General features: G+C 35.1%; 10 protein-coding genes. 4 read left to right on the top strand and 6 right to left on the bottom strand.

All coding sequences use genetic code 11. The features are described from left to right. Positions 1-20: 20 nt before the first annotated feature. Both RHO14_02885 and dusA read right to left on the bottom strand, forming a co-directional pair. A complete protein-coding gene (locus RHO14_02885; protein WVD71749.1) occupies positions 21-776 on the bottom strand; it encodes a TatD family hydrolase in 756 nt (251 codons plus the stop codon). After that, a complete protein-coding gene (dusA, locus tag RHO14_02880) occupies positions 769-1,758 on the bottom strand; it encodes a tRNA dihydrouridine(20/20a) synthase DusA (protein ID WVD71748.1) in 990 nt (329 codons plus the stop codon). Before dusA ends, RHO14_02885 begins: the two co-directional genes overlap by 8 nt. A 372-nt stretch (positions 1,759-2,130) precedes the next feature. Here dusA and RHO14_02875 point away from each other — a divergent pair, with 372 nt between their 5' ends. Continuing rightward, positions 2,131-2,532: a GFA family protein gene (locus RHO14_02875; protein WVD71747.1), complete on the top strand. Its 402-nt coding sequence runs from the start codon at positions 2,131-2,133 to the stop codon at positions 2,530-2,532. Positions 2,533-2,634: 102 nt separating this feature from the next. Here the strand turns inward: RHO14_02875 and RHO14_02870 are convergent, their stop codons facing one another. The 4 genes from RHO14_02870 to RHO14_02855 form a co-directional block, all read right to left on the bottom strand. Further along, entirely contained in the window at positions 2,635-7,149 is a 4,515-nt protein-coding gene (locus RHO14_02870) for an autotransporter outer membrane beta-barrel domain-containing protein (GenBank protein ID WVD71746.1), read from the bottom strand. Positions 7,150-7,165: 16 nt separating this feature from the next. Further along, on the bottom strand, positions 7,166-12,130 hold the full coding sequence (locus RHO14_02865; protein WVD71745.1) for an ESPR-type extended signal peptide-containing protein: 4,965 nt from the start codon (positions 12,128-12,130) through the stop codon (positions 7,166-7,168). A gap of 816 nt (positions 12,131-12,946) precedes the next feature. Then, entirely contained in the window at positions 12,947-13,321 is a 375-nt protein-coding gene (gene bamE / locus RHO14_02860; protein ID WVD71744.1) for an outer membrane protein assembly factor BamE, read from the bottom strand. A 128-nt stretch (positions 13,322-13,449) separates the two neighbouring features. Next, positions 13,450-14,553, bottom strand: a complete 1,104-nt coding sequence (locus tag RHO14_02855) for an extracellular solute-binding protein (protein WVD71743.1) — start codon at positions 14,551-14,553, stop codon at positions 13,450-13,452. A 344-nt stretch (positions 14,554-14,897) separates the two neighbouring features. Here RHO14_02855 and lpxL (RHO14_02850) point away from each other — a divergent pair, with 344 nt between their 5' ends. The 3 genes from lpxL (RHO14_02850) to fdnG all read left to right on the top strand — a co-directional run bounded on the left by lpxL (RHO14_02850) (position 14,898) and on the right by fdnG (position 20,362). Next, positions 14,898-15,848 carry an LpxL/LpxP family Kdo(2)-lipid IV(A) lauroyl/palmitoleoyl acyltransferase gene (gene lpxL, locus RHO14_02850; protein WVD71742.1) on the top strand — a complete coding sequence of 317 codons (951 nt, stop codon included), beginning with the start codon at positions 14,898-14,900 and terminating at the stop codon, positions 15,846-15,848. A 248-nt stretch (positions 15,849-16,096) separates the two neighbouring features. Beyond that, positions 16,097-17,047, top strand: a complete 951-nt coding sequence (lpxL, locus tag RHO14_02845; GenBank protein ID WVD71741.1) for an LpxL/LpxP family Kdo(2)-lipid IV(A) lauroyl/palmitoleoyl acyltransferase — start codon at positions 16,097-16,099, stop codon at positions 17,045-17,047. A gap of 237 nt (positions 17,048-17,284) precedes the next feature. Beyond that, entirely contained in the window at positions 17,285-20,362 is a 3,078-nt protein-coding gene (fdnG, locus tag RHO14_02840; GenBank protein ID WVD71740.1) for a formate dehydrogenase-N subunit alpha, read from the top strand. Positions 20,363-20,373 lie beyond the last annotated feature (11 nt).

The following is a 20,373-nucleotide window of genomic DNA, read 5'->3' as shown; positions in this document are numbered from 1 at the left end:
TGCTGAAAATAAAAATAAGCCTATTTTATTCGCCAAATTTGATATGCGTTACGCTGACTTGTTTGTAGTATTTCACTCAAAGAGCAATTAAATAATAATGCGATTTTTTGTGCAGTCGCTATCATCATTTCGGGTATTCCTCGTTGACCTTGATATAACCATGGGCCATCACTTTCTAAGCATAATATCTCTTTGGGTATCATTTTTACTTGATTTTGATACTTGATATTAGTTATTACCTCTGGCGAAACAGAAATAAACCACCCTTTTTCATAAATTGCCGCAATTAACTCATGACTACCTGCAAACCAATGGAAGAGTGCATTTTTTATTCGATAACGTTCAAGATATGAAATCGCTTGCCAAGTATCATCGCCAACACAATGAAGATTAAGTGCTTGATCAAGTTTAGCAGCTAATTTTACAAATTTTTCAAATAGGATTAATCCTTGCTGTGAAAAACGTACTTGCTCAGCTCGTGACATTTTTAATAAACTAAAATAGGGTAAACCTATTTCGCCAATTCCAACTAACTGATGACAATGTGTTTCAATTAACTCTGCTACCATTAAAAAATCAGTGTAATTGTTTATTCTCTCTGGGTGGATCCCAAGGCAAATAGACAAATCATTGTATTCTTTTTTTAAAGCAAGTAGTTGTAAGGAACTTTGACAGTCAGATGCAACGCCAACCACTTGATAATTAGCTAAAGCTTGTTTCTGCTCTCGCTTAGTTAATTGTTCAAAATGGCAATGGTTATCAATAATTTTAGCCATTATTAATTATATCTTCATTATCTAAAATAAATTGTAATGCAGTTTCAACCACTTCAATTCCAGCGCCTTTTTTATGTGCATTTTCACTTAAGTGGCGTCGCCATTGTTTAGCGCCTTTTCTGCCATTAAAAATCCCAAATGTATGACGCATGATATGATTAAGTTGTGCTCCTTGCGTTAGCTCTTTCTCAATATAAGGATATAGCAGATTAATTGCTTCAATTGGACTGATTATTGGGTGGCTATCAGCAAAAATTTGTTGATCAATATTTGTTAATAACATCGGATTTTGATAAGCTTCACGCCCCACCATTACGCCATCAACATGAAGTAAGTGGGTTTTAATTTCTTCGATTGTTTTAATACCACCATTAATAGCAATCATTAACTGTGGATAATCTTTCTTAAGTTGATAAACTCTTTCATAATCAAGTGGCGGTACTTCCCGATTTTCTTTAGGACTTAAACCCGATAGCCACGCTTTACGTGCATGTACAATAAAGCTTTGACTATAAGGCATGATCTGCTCAATAAACTGACATAAAAATTCATAACTATCTTGCTCATCAATGCCAATCCGCGTTTTTACTGTAACAGGAATACTCACTTCATCTTGCATCGCCTTAATACAATGAGCAACTAAACTTGCGTTGCCCATTAAGCAAGCACCAAACATCCCATTTTGCACTCGATCAGAGGGGCAACCTACGTTAAGGTTAATTTCATTATAACCCCTATCTTCTGCCAATTTAGCGCATTGTGCTAATGCTTTAGGATCGCTTCCGCCTAATTGCAAACTAACCGGCTGCTCTGCTTGATTAAAAGCTAAATAATCACCCTTTCCAAATAAAATTGCCCCTGTTGTCACCATTTCACTATAAAGTAACGTCTGTTTAGTCAAAATTCGATGAAAATAGCGACAGTGACGATCTGTCCAATCAAGCATCGGGGCAATGGAAAATTTATTAAGGGTTGATTTCATTGATATACCAGTATTTTTATATGTTTTAAAGTGGTTGTGTATAAATACGATTGCTACTTATTTTTGTATTTTTACTAACTTTTCTTATTCATCACATTTTTTAAATTTACAGTGTGGTTCACTATTGTAACATAGAAAAAAGTGAACTTTCCGCCGATATAGCCAAATACAGCTATGCTGCGCGATTAAAGATAAAGCGAAGATGATATACGCTATATTCCCAAAATGGAGCTAACTTATTGATATACTATTATCAAAATATTGGTTTGTGGGATAAATAAGCAATCATACCGCATTTATATTAAGCTTTGTTACTTAAATAATTTGATTTACTATATTAACAATAAAAATTTAGATTATTAAGGATCCACAATGTTAACAGGTAGTTGTTTGTGTGGCGTAATTCGTTATCAGATTACAATGGATAACCATATTGATGCTGTCGTATTTTGCCATTGTAAACGTTGTCGTAAATGGAGTGGTTCTGCATTCAACTCAGCAATAGTTATTAAAGCCAATGACTTAACTTTTTTAACAGGCCAAAATAAATTAAAAACTTTTTCAATTAATGGTGTTAATCGCCATTTTTGTCATGAATGTGGTTCAAATATCTTCACTTCAAGAGATAATAATAAAGAATCTTACCGCTTAAGAATCGGCACACTTGATATGCCAATTTATCCCAAACAAAAAATACATATTTATACTCAAGATAAAGCAAATTGGGACATTATTTGTGATGGTGGTACTGAGTTTAGCGAAAGTATAAAATAAAAAATAAACCCCAAATTATATTGAGGTTTATTTATCTTTAAAAAAAGGAACTGTTTAATAACAATTCCTTTTTTCGTTAATAACAAATAAATGAACTATCGATTAGAATTGGTATTTTAAGCCAATATTAGCACTATAATTTTGAGAATTATTTTGTCCTTGTCGATAATTAATTTCACCAGAAACTGTGAAATTATTTTTTATTTGTGCCGTAACACCAACTTTACTTTCTAACATAAAACCAGCTTTATCTGAAGATACTGAAGTATCATCAAATTGTACTGTTGAACGAGTATTGTCATACCATAAGTTTACACCAACATAAGGTTTAATATTACCTTGCATTGGGTAGAAATAAGATCCAACACGATAAACAGTATTTCCTTTTACTGATTGATCAATATTCGTTCCTGAATGGTCTGTATGATTATCAATATTATAATGTAAATAACTAATTTGAGCCTGAGGTTCAAATACCCAATTATCGTTTAATGCAATTGGATACCCACCTTGTAAAGTATAGCTAAACACATTAGATTTATATTTATCTTCATCATTACCTTGAGTACTTACTCGGTTATTATAATGTCCATAAGAAAGATAATAATCAACAAATGGACTTAATGGATTATCACCGTCAAAGAACCAAGAACCATAAATACCAAATGTATTACCATTTACACTACCATCACCATCAGAACCGGTATTACGATTATTTGATGATGATTTAGCATATGTTGTACCTGTCATAACACCAAATACAAATGCACTACGATTATCAACGTCATCATTATAGAAGGTGTGATCAATACCAATTACTGAAGAATATTCATTATAATGGTATTTAATTTGACCTCCAGCAGCTTCCCCTCTAGAGCGACCAGCAGTATTAATCATCCATACTGAATTAGAATCATCACTATCACCCTTAGCGATTCGATCCATCGATCTTAAACCACCAGCGCCACCTGCTAATGCTCCTGATGGTTTAGCACCAAAGCTTGGAAGTAATGACTTACCAATAGCATCCATATTCGCAATATATTGACCAAAGTCAGCACGAATATCTTTATACGATGTTAAGTACCAATCTTGATCAGTGCTATCACGATTTAATAAGTACTCATAAGCACCTTTAACAACAACATTATCCAGCACAAAAGCATCAACATCAGAGCTATTAGTATCGATAATTTTGACACCTTGCTTGCCTGTTGAACCACCCGCACCTGAACCAATATCTGTAATATGAATAGCTGTCGATCCACTAGCATGACCAGAAATAACCAACTTATCCACTACACTTGTTTCATCGTCGCCAAGATCTGTATTCATAAAAATAGTTGACTTATCAGAACCAGTATAATCACCATTTATGGTTAGCATGTTTCCGGCTGTTTTTTCCGCGCCAATATTAATGTTGCTGTGATTATCTAAGTTATTATTAATCGTAAAGTTAGCTATTGTTGAATCAGAAAGCTCTCTTGATTTAGCAGCTGCATTATTTACAACATTTAAAGTACCAAAGTTAATTACATTACCATTAACTGTACCTGCACCATTTAATGCTGCACCTTCTTTAATTGTGATATCACCAGCATCAGTGCCACCTAATGTAACATTTTTATTTATCCATAATGCTCCGGCATTTATATCAGTTTTACCGGTATAAGTACTTGATGCATTAATAGTTAATGTTCCATTACCTTCTTTTTCCAGCTGACCTGTACCGCTGATAGAATTATTTAAAATCTCATCCTTATTTAGATTAAATAAAAGGTTACCCTCATTTTTAATAGCTGCACTACCTAGTTGGTTGACCGCGGTTGAAGTTAAATGACCTTTATCAGCAATATCAATGATTCCATTAAAATTACTATTATTACCTACTAAAGCAATATTTGCATTGACGTTAACAGAGCCATCACCACTTAATGTATTAGCAATACTATTATCACTATTTAGGTTAAAGTTACCTGATAATGAAATATTACCTACACCTAATGAACCTTGATCATTTAAGGTGATAGAAGCAGTATCATTAACGATTGCATTTGCAGTTAATAAATCATTCGCGCCAGAAATAATTAATTCACCATCTTGAATAGATAATTCACCCGACCCTATCAATCCATTAGTCGCAGTAGAACTACCACCATTCAATAGTATTAATGAACCAGCATTCAGATCAAGTGTCGAATTATTCGTTAATTTACCAATAGTTTGAGTCATACCGTTAAGATCTGTTTTAGCATTTTGATTAATTACTAATTCAGAAGTATTACCTAGTGCATTATTTGTACCTAGTTTTAATATACCAGAGCGAACATCAGTTACGCCAGTATAGCTATTATCAGCATTTTCAATAGTTATAATCGTATTTTGATTTTCACCTTGTATTGCTAAATCGCCAGTACCCTCAACTTTCGCGGTTAAATGACTTGATCCTAAGTTATTCCGATTTTCTATTGATTCAAGAATAAGTGCATCTTTACCTTGCCCCTTAAGATTTAAACCAACTAATCCATAACTTACATGTAAACCATCAACATTTTCACCGGTTGTTAATTTATAATTAAAATAGCCATCAGCTGAAATAACATCACTACCATTATTAATCATATTTTGATGCTGATTTTCAGGCAATTCCTGACCATTAGCACCTTTCAATTCAAGATTGCTTACCGAACCAGTTACATTGCCAGCTTTAACTAACTCAAGGAACTCCTCTCCTTGGTCAAGCTGTAAAACTGTATTCCCAGAAATATCTGGATGTACATTAGCAGGCAAATTAACAATTACATTTGCTTTTCCAGATAAATCTAAATTATTTACTTCAATTGTACCTTCAGAGTTAAATATACCATTTTCTTCAGTGATATGATTAAACACTAATTTGCTATCGTTACCATTCGTAGTTAGCGTATCTATTTTTTGAACACCATCACCTACATTAATATTACTGCCTTTAGATAATACTAAATTAGCATTAGTTAAGGCAGTAGTATTGTCGCCAGCTAAAGTAAACTCGGTATTATTTAAATCAACGGTACCGGCAAAGGCGTTGCCAACATTACTACCAAAGTTAAAGGTATTATTATTCGTATCAACTTGAATATTACCCGCACCCGTTAGATTATTTGATAACGTAAAGTCACCTGTGCTTGCTATCGCTAACGTATCTTTCGATGAGGCGATATTTAACCCTGCAGTGCTATTAAGCTGATTGTCAGACACTACCGCTAACGTTGAGCTGTTATGTAAGTTAATTTGACCAGTAAATGACGCTAAGTTTTTGTTATCCTTACCAAGTGTCATGCTACTGCTTGATAAACCAATGTTACCAGCGCCACTAATCAAGTTCGCCAGTTCCGTTGTCTTACCATCATTAAAGCCATTTAACATTAACGTACTGCCACTGTTTGCCGTAATTGCGCCCTTACCTAAGTTCGCCGTCGTGCTCACATTTAATGTGCTGTTACCATCTACCGTATAAATACCCGCAAACTCACTATTATCACCGGTTAAATTGACATTTGCTGCGTTGTTAATATTTATATTACCAGCACTACCAACCACATTATTAGCAACATCACCTGTCACGCCAGCTAAGTTTAACGTTGAGTCTTTACCCGATAAACTCACACTCGCTTTATCACCACCTAGGGCATTGGCATTGTTTACCGTTAATGTACCTGCGTTACCAATCACTTGTGTACCGTTAAACTGACTATTATTGCCTGTTAACGTAATCCCGGCATTGGTCGTCACGGTGCCCGCGCCCGTTAATGTATTCGCTAAGCTATTATCACCATTGAGCGTTAATTTACCGCCTACCTCTACTGCGCTACTGCCCAGCGTGCCTTTATCACTTAATACCACTTCACCAGCATCATTAATCGTAGTGGTGCCTGCAAGCTCATTGTTCGCGCCACTCACGGCAAAGCTGCCACTGTTAACCGTCAAATGACCATTACCTGTTAAGCCGCCCGTCGCTGATGAACTACCACCATTTAACACTAAGTTACCGCCAGTGACATCAACCACACCACTATTCGTTGTGCTATTACTCACCGTTAACGTACCGTTATTTAACGCGACCTTACCGCTATTTGTTAAGCTGCCAACTGTCTGTGCATGACCACCTAAATTTAAGCCTGCATCTTTATTAACCGTTAAGCCACTCGTGGCACCTAGGCTACCATCTGCGCCTAAGCTTACCGTGCCGCCACTGACTGAGGTCGTACCGGTGTAACTACTGCTACTATTATTAACCGTTAAACCTTTATCATCAGTAATTAATACCAAATTACCAGTTCCGTTTACTGATGCAGTTAATATTTTGCTACTCGAATTACTACTGTCTACAGTTAATGTTTTCCCTGATAGAATATCTAATCCACTTAGTGCATAGTCAACACCAAGCCCATTGTTATTGGTTAATGTATAGCCATAAGTCGCATCTGCAACGACTTCTCCAGCCTGGCTAACTGTGTGCTCAACTAAAGAAGCTAAACTATTACCATCTAAATCTTCTAAAATAATTTTGCCTAAATCAATATCACCCTCTTTGGACGTATTGACTAGTTTATGGTTTGCACCGGCACTTTGATCCAACAGATTTAGTGAATTATCAACATTTATTGTTGCTTAACTCATAGCCATATGAGCCTTGTGCCACGGTCTCATTATTACTAATAATCGCTTGTTGCACGTTATTATCTAAACTATTTCCTTGCAGATCTTGTAAGGTCAATTTTGCTAAATCAAGCTCACTTTCACCCGATGCATTCACTAATTGGTGGTTAGCGCCCAGATTTTGATCTAATAGATTTAACGTACTATCAATATCACCACCCGAGATATCATCTGCTTTAACTTGAACAATACTGTTGTTATTTAGTGTCAAATTGCCAGTATTAATAACGCCATCACCATTAAAGCCAATCGTACCGCCATTTAAGGTTAAATTACCGACAGATTCACTCGCCGTCACAGTAGTTTTACTGCCGCTAGATAAGCTTAATGTTCCGTTCGCTAGGTTGCTTGCCCCCGATAAGTTAAAGCCCGTATTTTTTAAATCAACGGTACCCGCAAAGTCCTTACCAACATTACTACCAAAGTTAAAGGTATTATTATTCGTATCAACTTGAATATTACCCGCACCCGTTAGATTATTTGATAACGTAAAGTCACCTGTGCTTACTATCGCTAACGTATCTTTCGATGAGGCGATATTTAACTGGGCAGTGCTATTAAGCTGAGTGTCTGACACAACCGCTAACGTTGAGCTGTTATTTAAGTTAATTTGACCTGTAACATCAACTAAATTATTATTATCTTTAGCAAGTGTTATCGTGCTCCCCGATAACGTTAATGCTCCCGACCCACTAATATTATTAGAAACTGAGTCAGAAATACCTGTTAATATTAAGGATGAATTCGTTCCGGATAAACTAACTGCGGCTTTATCATTACCCAATTGATTCATGTTATTAACGGTTAATTTACCATTATCACCTATTACTTGTGTTCCGCTAAAACTACTATTATTACCCGTCAAAGTTATTGCTGCGTTAGTATTAACAGAGCCACTACCTGTTAATGTATTTGCTAATGTATTATCGTTATTAATAGTCAATTTACCATCAACATTAACTGTGCTTGAGCCTAAATTACCTGTGTCATTTAGGATTACTTCACCTGCACTATTGATTGTTGTACTTCCGGCCAGATTACTATTGGCACCACTAACGGTAAAACTACCATTAGCTACCGTTAAATCACCATTACCGGTTAAGCCATTAGTTACAGATGAATTACCGCCACCATTCAAAATTAAGCTACCGCCAGTGATATCAATAGCACCAGTATTGGTAGTTTTATTACTAACTATTAGCGTTCCATTATTTAAAGCAACATTACCACTATTGGCCAAGCTACCTACTGTCTGTGTATAGCTACCTAAATTTAGACCGGCTTCTTTATTAATCGTTACTTCACTGGTATTACCAAGGCTATTATTCGATCCTAAGCTCACTATTCCACCAGTTATAGCGGTGGTGCCAGTATAGCTATTAGATGCATTATTAAGGGTCAACCCTTTACTATCAGTAGTTAATATTAAATTACCACTGCCATTTAATGCAGTTGTTAACGTCTTACTATTTGCGCTAGAGCTATCGATAGTTAATGTTTTACCAGCTAAAATATCTAATGCACTTAATGAATAATGAACTCCTAACCCACTATTATTGATCAAAGAATAACCATAAACTGCATTGGCAACACCTTCATTACCTTGGGTAATCAATTGCCCAACAGATGAAACTAAGCTATTACCACTAAGATCTTCTAGTGCAAGCTGATCTACATCAAATTCACTATCTTTCACGGTATTTATAAGTTGATGGTTAACACCGACGTTTTGATCTAGTAAATTTAGCGATGTATCAATATTGCTGCTAGAAATTTCATCGACATTAATCTGAATAGTACTATTTTTATTTACTGTTAGGCTACCCGTATTAACTAATCCATTACCATCAAATGCTAAAGTACCGCCATTTAAGACTAAATCACCGATTGATTCTGTCGAGCCTACTGTAGTCTTACTTCCATCTGATGCGCTTAATGTTGCATCAGCTAACACCGCAGTATTATCACCAGATAACGTAAAATTTGTATTAGTTAAATCAACGGTTCCGGTAAAAGCTTTACCGACACCGGTGCCAAAGTTAAAGTTATTTTTATTAGTATTAACTGTAACTATACCAGCGCCAACCAGTTTATTATTAAATGAGGTTTGACCAATATTTAATCCGCCGGCAATATTTATCGTACCGGAACCTAATTGATCGGATGATGAGGTACTTAACGTTGAACCTTCTAAAACGTTCCAGTCACCAGAAAAACTTGAACTATTTTGTGTTAAAGTAGCATTTGCACCACTTTCGAGATTAACATTACCCGCCCCAGATAAAGAGACGCCAACATCATCATTATAAGTTTTAGTGAGTGTTAATAAAGAGGTATTATCTAATGATAAGTTACCTGATGCTAAATTATCTTTACCTAATAGAGCGATAGTCGAACTTGTTAGATTGATATTAGTAAAATTCTTTATAAGTGTTAATTTTTCAGCGGTAAACTCTGAATTGGAAAGATTAAGTGTATTATTACTACCTGTCCCTGAATCTAAAGTACCAATTGAGTTTGTTGAGTCAATATCATATAAATTAAATGTATTATCACCAAGCCCTGTTGTAACATTAGTAAGGCCAGATCCTTTATGAATATTAACGATATTATCACCGTTACCTAATGTTACCGTTCCTTCAGTAAAAGAATTTTTCATTAAGTTTAGGGTATTATTACCATTACCAGCCGAAATACCACCCGATAATGTACCTTCATTCGTAATAGTATTATTAACATCACCATTATTAAAAACAATATTACCAATCAAACTACCCGCATTAACTAACGTTCTACCATTGGTACCATTAATCGCAATAGCTGTTGCGCCTTTAGCATTAATATGCATTCCATCATTAACATTAATAATATCATCTGATGAACCACCAGCTATCGATACCGCGGTCCCTGTTCCTGTTGTTCCAACCACACCAGAGCTATCTGTTACATTGATATTAATATTGGGTGACTGAATTGCTTGCAAATTAGTATTTAAGTTAAAACCTGTACCATTGCCAAGAACAGTGATCGTGTTTACACTATTATCATCACCGCTAAATGTCACATTTGTTAAATCTGACTCATTGAATGCAACACCTCCTGTAACATTCACATGAGTATCTTGTAAAGTGACATGAGATGAGGTGTTATTAACCACTTTACCCGTTGAACCAGAGGCAAGATTAATGGTGGTACCTTTAATCGTGTGAGAATTAGCACTTGAACTATTTTCAAAGTTAAAACCCATTGCCGTGCCTGAAATATTAATCGTTCCACCTGAAATGTTCAGATTAACATTACCACTAGCTGTATTAGTACCAGCAACAATTCCGCTGCCGCCATTAACATTGATGACACCCGCTTTAGAATCTTCAGCAGATTTTGTCATATCAACCGTCATAGTGTTACCTGAGGTCGAATTTAATATAATACCTGAAGCTGTAGTATTTAAATCACCAACATTTTTAATAACAACAGTGCCATTACCATTATGAGTTACATTCATCCCTGTTGCAGCGGTAATATCTGTTGCAGAGCGAATATAGATCCCACTGTCATTTGAATTTGCAGTCATAACATCAGAAGCATTTTTTAAATATTGGCTTTTTGATACATTAATACCCGTGCCACTAACATTAAATTTAGAACCTTCAGCAAGATTAAATACTACGTCTCCGCTATTGTACTCACCATTATTAACAATACTGCTGCTATATAAAGAACCACTAACTTGATAGTTTTTGCCACCTAGGTTGGTAAAACCATCGCCACTAAGCTGAGCGCCATTAACGCCTGCAACGATAATTTTAGCGCCACTACCAAATGTTTGTGTCTCTTTATCGTAGGTACCCATTTTTAAGCCAACGTTATTACCCGTCGGGCTACCAAATACGTTTTGCTTACTCCATAATTTAAAACTCGCACCATCTTCAAACACATAGGAATAACCCGAACCGTTTCCATCACCAGAAGTCAGCTTAGTCGTTGAATCTAAGGTAAAAGAAACATTTGAGCCATCTTTAAAAGTTAACTGATTTTGTAGTAGGTCGTTAGTATTATTCCAAAAAACATAAGCATAGTTACTATTATCGCCTCTACCATAAAAATCTAAATTTCCTGTAAAATCAATTTTACTACCATTAACCCATTGCTTATTCGAGGTACTATAAAATATGTCATTTTGGTTAGATGAAAGAAATGAACCTATTGTTATTTTACTATAGGCACTTTGATCATAAGTAAAACCGGATTTATAATTTGACCCATATGCACTTAAGGTTGCCCCCCGTGAACTAGTCGTATTACCAATAACTAGGCCAGCACCTTGAGATGTGCTGTTAGATATAACAGCAAGAGTTGCATTTGGTATAGCGCTAATTTGATCAAAGGTTGCATTTACGTATGATGCCGCATTAGGGATATACAATAGAACATTATTTGAATTAGTAGAACCAAGAGTTGAGGACAAACTAAGATTTTTAAAATTAAGGTCAACTTGATTTGTTGGAGTGCCACCAGTCACCTTCATAGAACCAGGGTTTGTTATTGCGTACTGGTTATTACCCTCAATATTAATTGTATCTCTTGTACCAAAATCAAATACAGTCTGTCCAGAATTAAGTGCAATATTACCTGTCAATAAAATATCCGTACAATCGGCATTTTTTAGTGCTGCAGAATATTGACTAAGATTAGCAACTGAGCAAGAACCCGCAAACACAAAAGATGAATATATAGAACTATTTATAAGTAAAATAGCTGAAAGTATTTTAAACTTAGGTGCTAGCGTTAGTTTTTGCTTGCTACTATTAGATGATTTTTGTTTACCTTTGGCTAGTTCACTAGTTACTATCCATGATTTATGTGCAGTGCTCCAAACAACTCTATAAATTTTATTCATACAATCCAAAACCTTTTTATTGTGCTTACTGTATTGTCTCGCGCATTACGTATCATTTTGATAATGTGCCAGATCTAGTAAAATATAATATTTTCAATTAGTTACATAAAATATTAATAAACTAACTTAAATAGCCTTTTTTCTATTCAAACTTATTTTTTCTTTGTAACTTATCTGCTTTCTTTCTATGTATTAAAACTATTTCCACTCTAATCATAAGAAGCACCATATATCGCGCCAGATAAGTATTAAACAATATAAAAAACAATCTTATGTTTTAAAAATAGCTTAGTCAAACCAAAAATAGCAAAAATAAAGAAAAAACACTAAAAGAAAAAGTAAAAACCATTTACATTTTTTTTTACATAACCTAGCGTAAGATGAAATTTGCAACCACTTTGGAAAAAAATATCAACTCACTTAGCAAAGACAATTGCTTACTTGCTTTTTTGCAAAAATTTCGTTTACTATAAACGATAATATGATTTTTTTTTACCTATTAATTAAATTGATTGATTTTTTTTTATTTTAAATTCAATTGTTTTTATTTGCTTTCAATTTGATTAATAATTAACATCATGAAAAAATAAGCGGTCATTATGAAAGGTAATTCTTAATAAACCGTTCAGTAGGGTTGAAATTTAATAATTATGATAGGGTTCTTACTAGATGAGTTGTGTTTAACACCGGATTGGAATATAAATGTTGCGGTCAAGAAAGTAATAATCAATCTAAATAATTTACCTTCTTACCGCATTTAGTTTTTAATCGTACTTCTTATAGAATCAATGAAATAATATTTTGAACTAATCACAATTAATCGAGTTCTTTTTCATTATCCATTTGTTCAAGATTCTCTTTACCTAAAGATGATGTTTTAATATCGGTAACATTACCTTTTTGATCAAAAATAATTGTATAGGTTTTTTGACTCACATAACCATGTTCGGGTAATTCACGAAAAATATAATACCAAACATTATCAGTAAATACCGACGATAACATAGGGTTGCCCATAACATAAACAACTTGTTCTTTTGTTTGACCAACTTTTAACTTATCAACTTCCGTTTGAGTAATATAATTTCCCTGATTAATATCAGGTCTATAAACCCAACGATCGACAAATGAACATCCACTTAATAGAAGCATTGTAATAGCTAACACAGTTATTGAACGATATGAAAACATTTAGCAAAATCCATTCTTACAAATAATGAGGCATATTATCGCTGATATTTTAACTAAACGCTACTTGTAATTGAATGATGATAAAAAGCCGAACATGAAAAAATCAGCTTTTTATCATTATTATATAATTAACGGTCGGTTAAAACTTTTGTCCAACTTCTCGTCATCAGTTTATCAATTTTAGGTGGCATCACTTGTAAAGAAAAGAGTTTTTCCATTATTTCAGGTGATGGATATATAGCAGGATTTTGCTTAATATTATCATCTAAATAAGGATAAGCATTACTTACAGCATTAGCATAAAAAACATGATTACTAATGTCAGCAATTACTTTAGGTTCCATTATGTAATTTAAAAAAGCATAAGCCTCATCGATATTTTCAGCATCTTTTGGAATGGCAAAGACATCAAAATAAGCAATTGCCCCCTCTTTCGGTATATAATATTTAATATTAATATCGTTATTAGCTTCTTTAGTTGCGGCAATAGCTTGCATTATGTCACCAGACCAACCGACTGCGACGCAGATGTCACCATTAGCCAAATCATTAATAAGTTTAGATGAATGAAAATAAGTTATTGATTGACGAAGCTTAATTAAGTGCTCCGTTGCTATTTTGTAATCATCTGGATTTTGGCTATTTGGGTTTAATCCTAAATAATTCAAAACAGTTGGAAATATTTCAGTTGGGGCATCTAAAAAAGCAACCCCACAATTTGATAATTTTTTTAAATTCATTGGATTAAGAACTAAATCCCAGCCATCAATAGGAGCATCATCACCAAGCGTTTTCTTTACCATATCAACATTATAACCAATCCCTGTGGTCAGCCACATATAGGGAATAGCATAACGATTGTCTGGGTCATGCTGAGCTAACATTTTAAGTAAATTCTTATCTAGATTTTGATAATTAGGTAATTTATTTTTATCCAATGGCATAAAAACACCAACTTTAGTCTGACGTTCTAAAAAACTATCGGACGGAACAACTAAATCAAAACCCGTATTCCCTGCCATTAATTTACCTTCAAGCATTTCATTGGAATCAAAAACATCATAAACGACGTTAATTCCGGTTTGCTTTTCAAAATTTTTTAATGTATCAGGCGCGATGTAAGATGACCAATTATAAATATAGAGCTGACGATCTTTAGCAAAACCACTTAACGATAATGAAATTAGTATCAAAGCCATTGCAGCTTTTAACCAGTTAACAATATTAAACATCCGCACGTACCTCAAAAGAGTGCAAATTGAATAACAATCTTGTTTACGGCAGACTGGGCCGCTTTGATAATAGATTTAATAATCAAATAGCCTTTAGTATACAAGACCCAAACCTTGCTGGTAAGACAAAGCACGGTAAGCGCGAGTCAAATAGTTAGGCTATTTGATAAAAGGGAACCACCCTCGCTTTACTATGCAAAGAATACTGTTATATTTTATTTTTTACTAGTTCTTTTTAGTACAAAAGGAAAATCAAATAAATAGATATTTTCAAAGTGAAAAATTTAATTTTATTGGGATTATGTATATAATATTTCTTTCATTTATTAGAATAATTAAAGAATATGAGTAATAACCAAGAAATCCATGCCAAATTTACTAAACGACTACTTCATCCCCGTTATTGGCTAACGTGGTTAGGAATTACTTTATTATATGTATTAGTACTTCTACCTTATCCAATGATTTATCAAATGGGAAAAGGACTTGGGCTACTTTCTCGTAAATTGATTGGTAAACGCCAAGAAACCGCTCGTCAAAATCTTAAACTTTGTTTTCCCAATAGTTCTGAACTTGAGCGTGAAATAATGCTTCGTGAAAATTTCATTTCCACAGGGATGGCAATTTTTGAAACAGGTATCGCGTGGTTTTGGTCTGATAAACGACTAAAGAAACATACAAAAATTGTGGGCGATGAACATATAACACAAGCCCAGCAAGCAGGACAAGGTGTATTATTAATAGGGATCCATTTCTTAACGCTTGAATTAGGCGCGCGAATACTTGGAATGAGTCACCCTGGGGTTGGTGTATACCGCCCTAATGATAATTTAGTAATGGATTACATCCAGCTAAAAGGACGCTTAAAATCGAACAAATATATGTTAGATCGTTATAATACTAAAGGTATGATTCGTGCTTTAAAAAAAGGTGAATTGGTTTGGTATGCACCAGATCATGACTATGGAGCTCAAAATAGTGTATTCGCACCTTTTTTTGCAGTGAAAAAGGCAGCGACAACAATAGGTACCACTATTTTAGTCAAACTTGGCCAGCCCGCGATTATTCCTTTTGCGCCCAAGCGTGAAAAAAATGGCCAATACATTTTATCAGTGACTTGCGCACTGGAAAATTACCCTTTAGATGATAATATTGCAGCGGCAACATTTATGAATAAAGCAATTGAAAATGAAATATTAAAAGCGCCAGAGCAATATATGTGGCTCCACCGCCGTTTCAAAACTCGACCTAATGGCGAAAAGCCATTATATTCAGATAGTGTACAGAGTGATTAATTCCATATTAGATAAAGATTTTTATTGATATTGCATATAGTCAATAACTAGCTGATTAGTCGCTGACTATTATTCAAAAATTTACCGACGATTTACAAAAGATTTACTTCTGGCAAATTCTAGCTAATACCATTGTATGTTAGACTTAAATCAAGTTATTTTTATGTAATAAAGAATATTTATATATTATTAAGTATGTATAGATGATACTTAATTGTTTTCTTTTTCATTTAGTTAATTGAGATTCAGTGATTACTACACAAGAGATTTATCCACGGTTTACAAAAAGCCTACTCCACCCCAAGTACTGGTTAACTTGGATGGGTATTGGAGTATGGTATACCCTTATATTACTTCCTTATCCCATTATTTATCAATTAGGTAAAGGGTTAGGTCTGTTAATACCTAAAATTATGTATAAGCGCCAAGAGACAGCCCGCCAAAATTTAAAACTTTGCTTTCCTGATATGCCAAAACAGGAGCGAGAAAAGATGCTAAGGGATAATTTTATCTCAACAGGTGTAGCTATATTTGAAACAGGTATGGCATGGTTTTGGTCTGATAAACGGATAAAAAAGCATTCAATAATTATTGGCGATAACTATATCCAGCAAATGCTAAAAGAAGGTAAAGGTGTATTATTACTTGGCATTCACTTTTTAACCTTAGAGCTTGGAGGTAGAATACTTGGCATGGTTCATCCGGGAGTTGGCGTTTATAGGCCAAACGATAATAAAGTAATGGATTATGTCCAATTAAAAGGTCGTTTAAAATCAAATAAGTATATGATTGGTCGTTATAATACTAAAGGGATGATTAGGGCTCTAAAAAATGGTGAATTAGTTTGGTATGCCCCAGATCACGACTATGGACCCAAAAATAGCGTTTTTGCACCCTTTTTTGCAGTACATAAAGCCGCGACAACAGTTGGTACAACTATTTTAGTTAAACTTGGTAAACCCGCTATCATTCCTTTTACGCCAAAACGTGGAGCCGATGGTAAATATACCGTATCAGTTAGCTCACCTCTCAAAAATTATCCACTAGATGATGATGTTGCAGCTGCCACATTTATGAATAAAGCAATTGAGAATGAAATACTAAAAGCACCGCAACAGTATATGTGGCTCCATCGACGATTTAAAACGCGCCCAGAGGGAGATGATTCTCTGTATTCAGATAAAGTACAAAATGACTAGAATGGAAAGAAAAATAATTTTACTAAAAAATACTTGAGTACCACATAAAAACTGTATTTGCTAATGTTTTGTACTATCCTGTTTGCAAAATTTGATGCAGATCAAAAACTGTTATTTTAATTTATTTTTTTCCTTTATTTTATCAAATATAACTATTATCATTATAAAAATAAGGGATTAATCCCATCAATAAAAATGAAGCAATATTTTTAATGTCATACTTTTTAAGGAGTCCACATGCTATTTAACCGTAGGCAGTTCTTCAAGATCTGCGCAGGAGGTATGGCTGGCACAACTGTTGCAACTCTTGGTTTTGCACCGAATGTTGCACTGGCACAGACACGTCAATATAAATTACTCAGATCAAAAGAAACACGCAATAACTGTACTTACTGCTCTGTCGGTTGTGGGATGCTACTTTATAGTAGAGGCGATGGCGCTAAAAATGTAGTTGAATCAATTTTTCACGTTGAAGGTGATCCTGATCACCCAGTAAGCCGCGGTTCATTATGTCCTAAAGGTGCAGGTGTTCTTGATTATATTAAGAGCGAAAACAGAGTCAAATATCCAGAATATAGAGCGCCGGGTTCAGACAAATGGCAAAAAATTAGTTGGAATGATGCAATCGATCGTATTGCCCGTTTAATGAAAGCTGATCGTGATAAAAATTTGCTCGAGAAAAATGACAAAGGCACAACGGTTAATCGCTGGACTACAACTGGCTGGCTCGTGACATCAGCTGCGAGTAATGAAACAGGCTGGCTAGCGTTTAAAATTGCAAGAGCATTAGGGATGTTAACTCTAGAAACCCAAGCTCGAGTTTGTCACGGACCATCTGTATCAAGTCTTGCAGCGACATACGGCCGTGGTGCTATGACAAATAATTGGAATGATATTAAAAATGCCAATGTTGTGATTGTTATGGGCGGTAATGCAGCTGAAGCCCATCCCGTGGGCTTTAAATGGGCAATGGAAGCTAAAATTAAAAATGGCGCCGAATTAATCGCAATTGACCCTCGTTTCCATAGAACCGCATCTGTTGCAGACCAATATGTACCAATTCGTTCTGGCTCTGATATTACCTTTTTGCTTGGCGTCATTAACTATTTAATAACTCATGATGAAGTCAATCATGATTATCTACTTACCCACAGTAATGCAAGTTTACTTGTTCGTGATGACTACAGTTTTAATGAAAAAGACGGCTTATTTACTGGATATGATGAGCATACTCGCAAATATGATCAATCTAGCTGGACTTATCAAACTGATGAGAATGGCTATGCGCTTCGAGATAAAACGCTCCAAAACCCTAGATGTGTATGGAACCTATTAAAAAATCATGTGAGCCGATATACTCCTGAAGTCGTCAATAATATTACCGGCACACCTATTGATAGTTTTATTCATGTTTGCAAATCATTAGCCAGTACAAAAACAAACGATCGAGCAGCCACGTTCTTATATGCTTTAGGTTGGACACAGCATAGCTATGGATCGCAAATTATTCGCTGCGCCGCCATGATCCAACTACTTTTGGGTAATATAGGTGTTATGGGCGGTGGTATTAACGCACTTAGGGGTCACTCAAATATTCAAGGCTTAACTGATGTAGGGTTACTATCTAACCGCCTACCAGCATATCTTGATTTGCCGAAAGAAACACAAATTACTTTTGAACAATACATAGCGGAAAAAACACCAAAATCATTTGGCCCAACAGAAGTTAACTTCTGGTCAAACTACCCTAAATATTTCGTTAGTTTTATGAAATCTATGTACGGAGATCACGCGACGAAAGAAAATAATTGGGGTTTTGACTGGTTACCGAAATGGGATAAAACCTACGATGTTTTACAATTTAGTAAAATGATGCGTGATGGTAATGCCAATGGTTTTATTTGCCAAGGTTTTAATCCACTTGCAGCATTCCCTGATAAAAATGCAGTACGCGATGGATTATCTAAACTAAAATTTTTAATCAGTATTGATCCTATGCCAACCGAAACGGCTGAGTTTTGGAAAAACTATGGCGAATCAAATGATGTTGATCCTAGTATAATTCAAACTGAAGTATTTCGGTTACCTTCAAACTGCTTTGCTGAGGAAAATGGCACGATAGTCAACTCTTCTCGTTGGTTACAATGGCACTGGGCGGCAGCAAATCCACCTGAAAATGCAATGCCTGATCCTGAAATAATCTCACGTATATTCTTTAGAATGAAAGAACTTTACCAAGAAGAAGGTGGACCATGCCAAGAACCAATTAATAACTTAGTTTGGGATTATAAAATACCTCATGAGCCATCTTCTGAAGAGTTAGCAAAAGAGTATAATGGTCGTGCACTTGCTGATTTAAAAGATGCCAATGGCAATATTATTGTTAAAAAAGGTCAACAACTTAGCGGTTTTGCACAACTAAAAGATGATGGTACAACCTCAAGTGGGATCTGGATATTTTGTGGTTGTTGGACAGAGCAAGGGAATCAGATGGCAAGGCGAGATCCAACCGATCCATCAGGAAAAGGGATCCATGCTGGCTGGGCATGGTCATGGCCAATGAATCGCCGAGTACTTTACAATCGAGCATCTGCTGATAGTAATGGTCACCCATACGATCCGAATAAATTACTTATTGAATGGGATGGTTCTAGCTGGGTAGGTAATGATGTGCCTGACTTTATAGCAACCTTACCACCGAGCTCTGGGGCGGGTGCCTTTATTATGAATAACGATGGATTAGGCGGTTTATTTTGCCTTAATCGTTTGGTTGATGGGCCGTTCCCTGAACACTATGAACCATTTGAAACACCGATTAGTACTAATCCATTACATCCAGAACAAATTACTAATCCTGTAGCACGTATTTTCAAAGAAGATTTAGCGCGTTTAGGTAATGCAAAAGAGTTTCCTTATGTTGGAACAACTTATAGTATTACTGAGCATTTCCATTTTTGGACCCAGCATGCAAGACTCAATGCAATTATACAACCGCAGCAATTTATCGAAATTAGCGAGAATTTGGCTAATAAAAAGGGAATTAAGCTTGGCGATACAGTTAAAGTTAGCTCATATCGAGGTTATGTTAAAGCTAAAGCGGTAGTGACTAAACGAATGCCAACACTAATCGTTGATGGTAAAGAGATAGAAACAATCGGTGTCCCTATTGTATGGGGATATACTGGACAAACGAAAAAAGGCTTTTTGGCAAATGGATTAACGCCGACTGTCGGTGATGCAAACTCACAGACACCAGAATATAAGTCTTTTTTAGTGAATGTTGAAAAAGTTTCTTCAGATACCTTAACTGTGTAGTGGATAGGAGG

The sequence above is a fragment of the Orbaceae bacterium lpD04 genome, assembly GCA_036251935.1.
In the GTDB taxonomy this organism is placed as follows: Bacteria; Pseudomonadota; Gammaproteobacteria; order Enterobacterales; family Orbaceae; genus Orbus; species Orbus wheelerorum.
The sequence above is the reverse complement of the archived record's forward strand: the minus strand, read 5'-3'. Positions and strand labels throughout refer to the sequence as shown.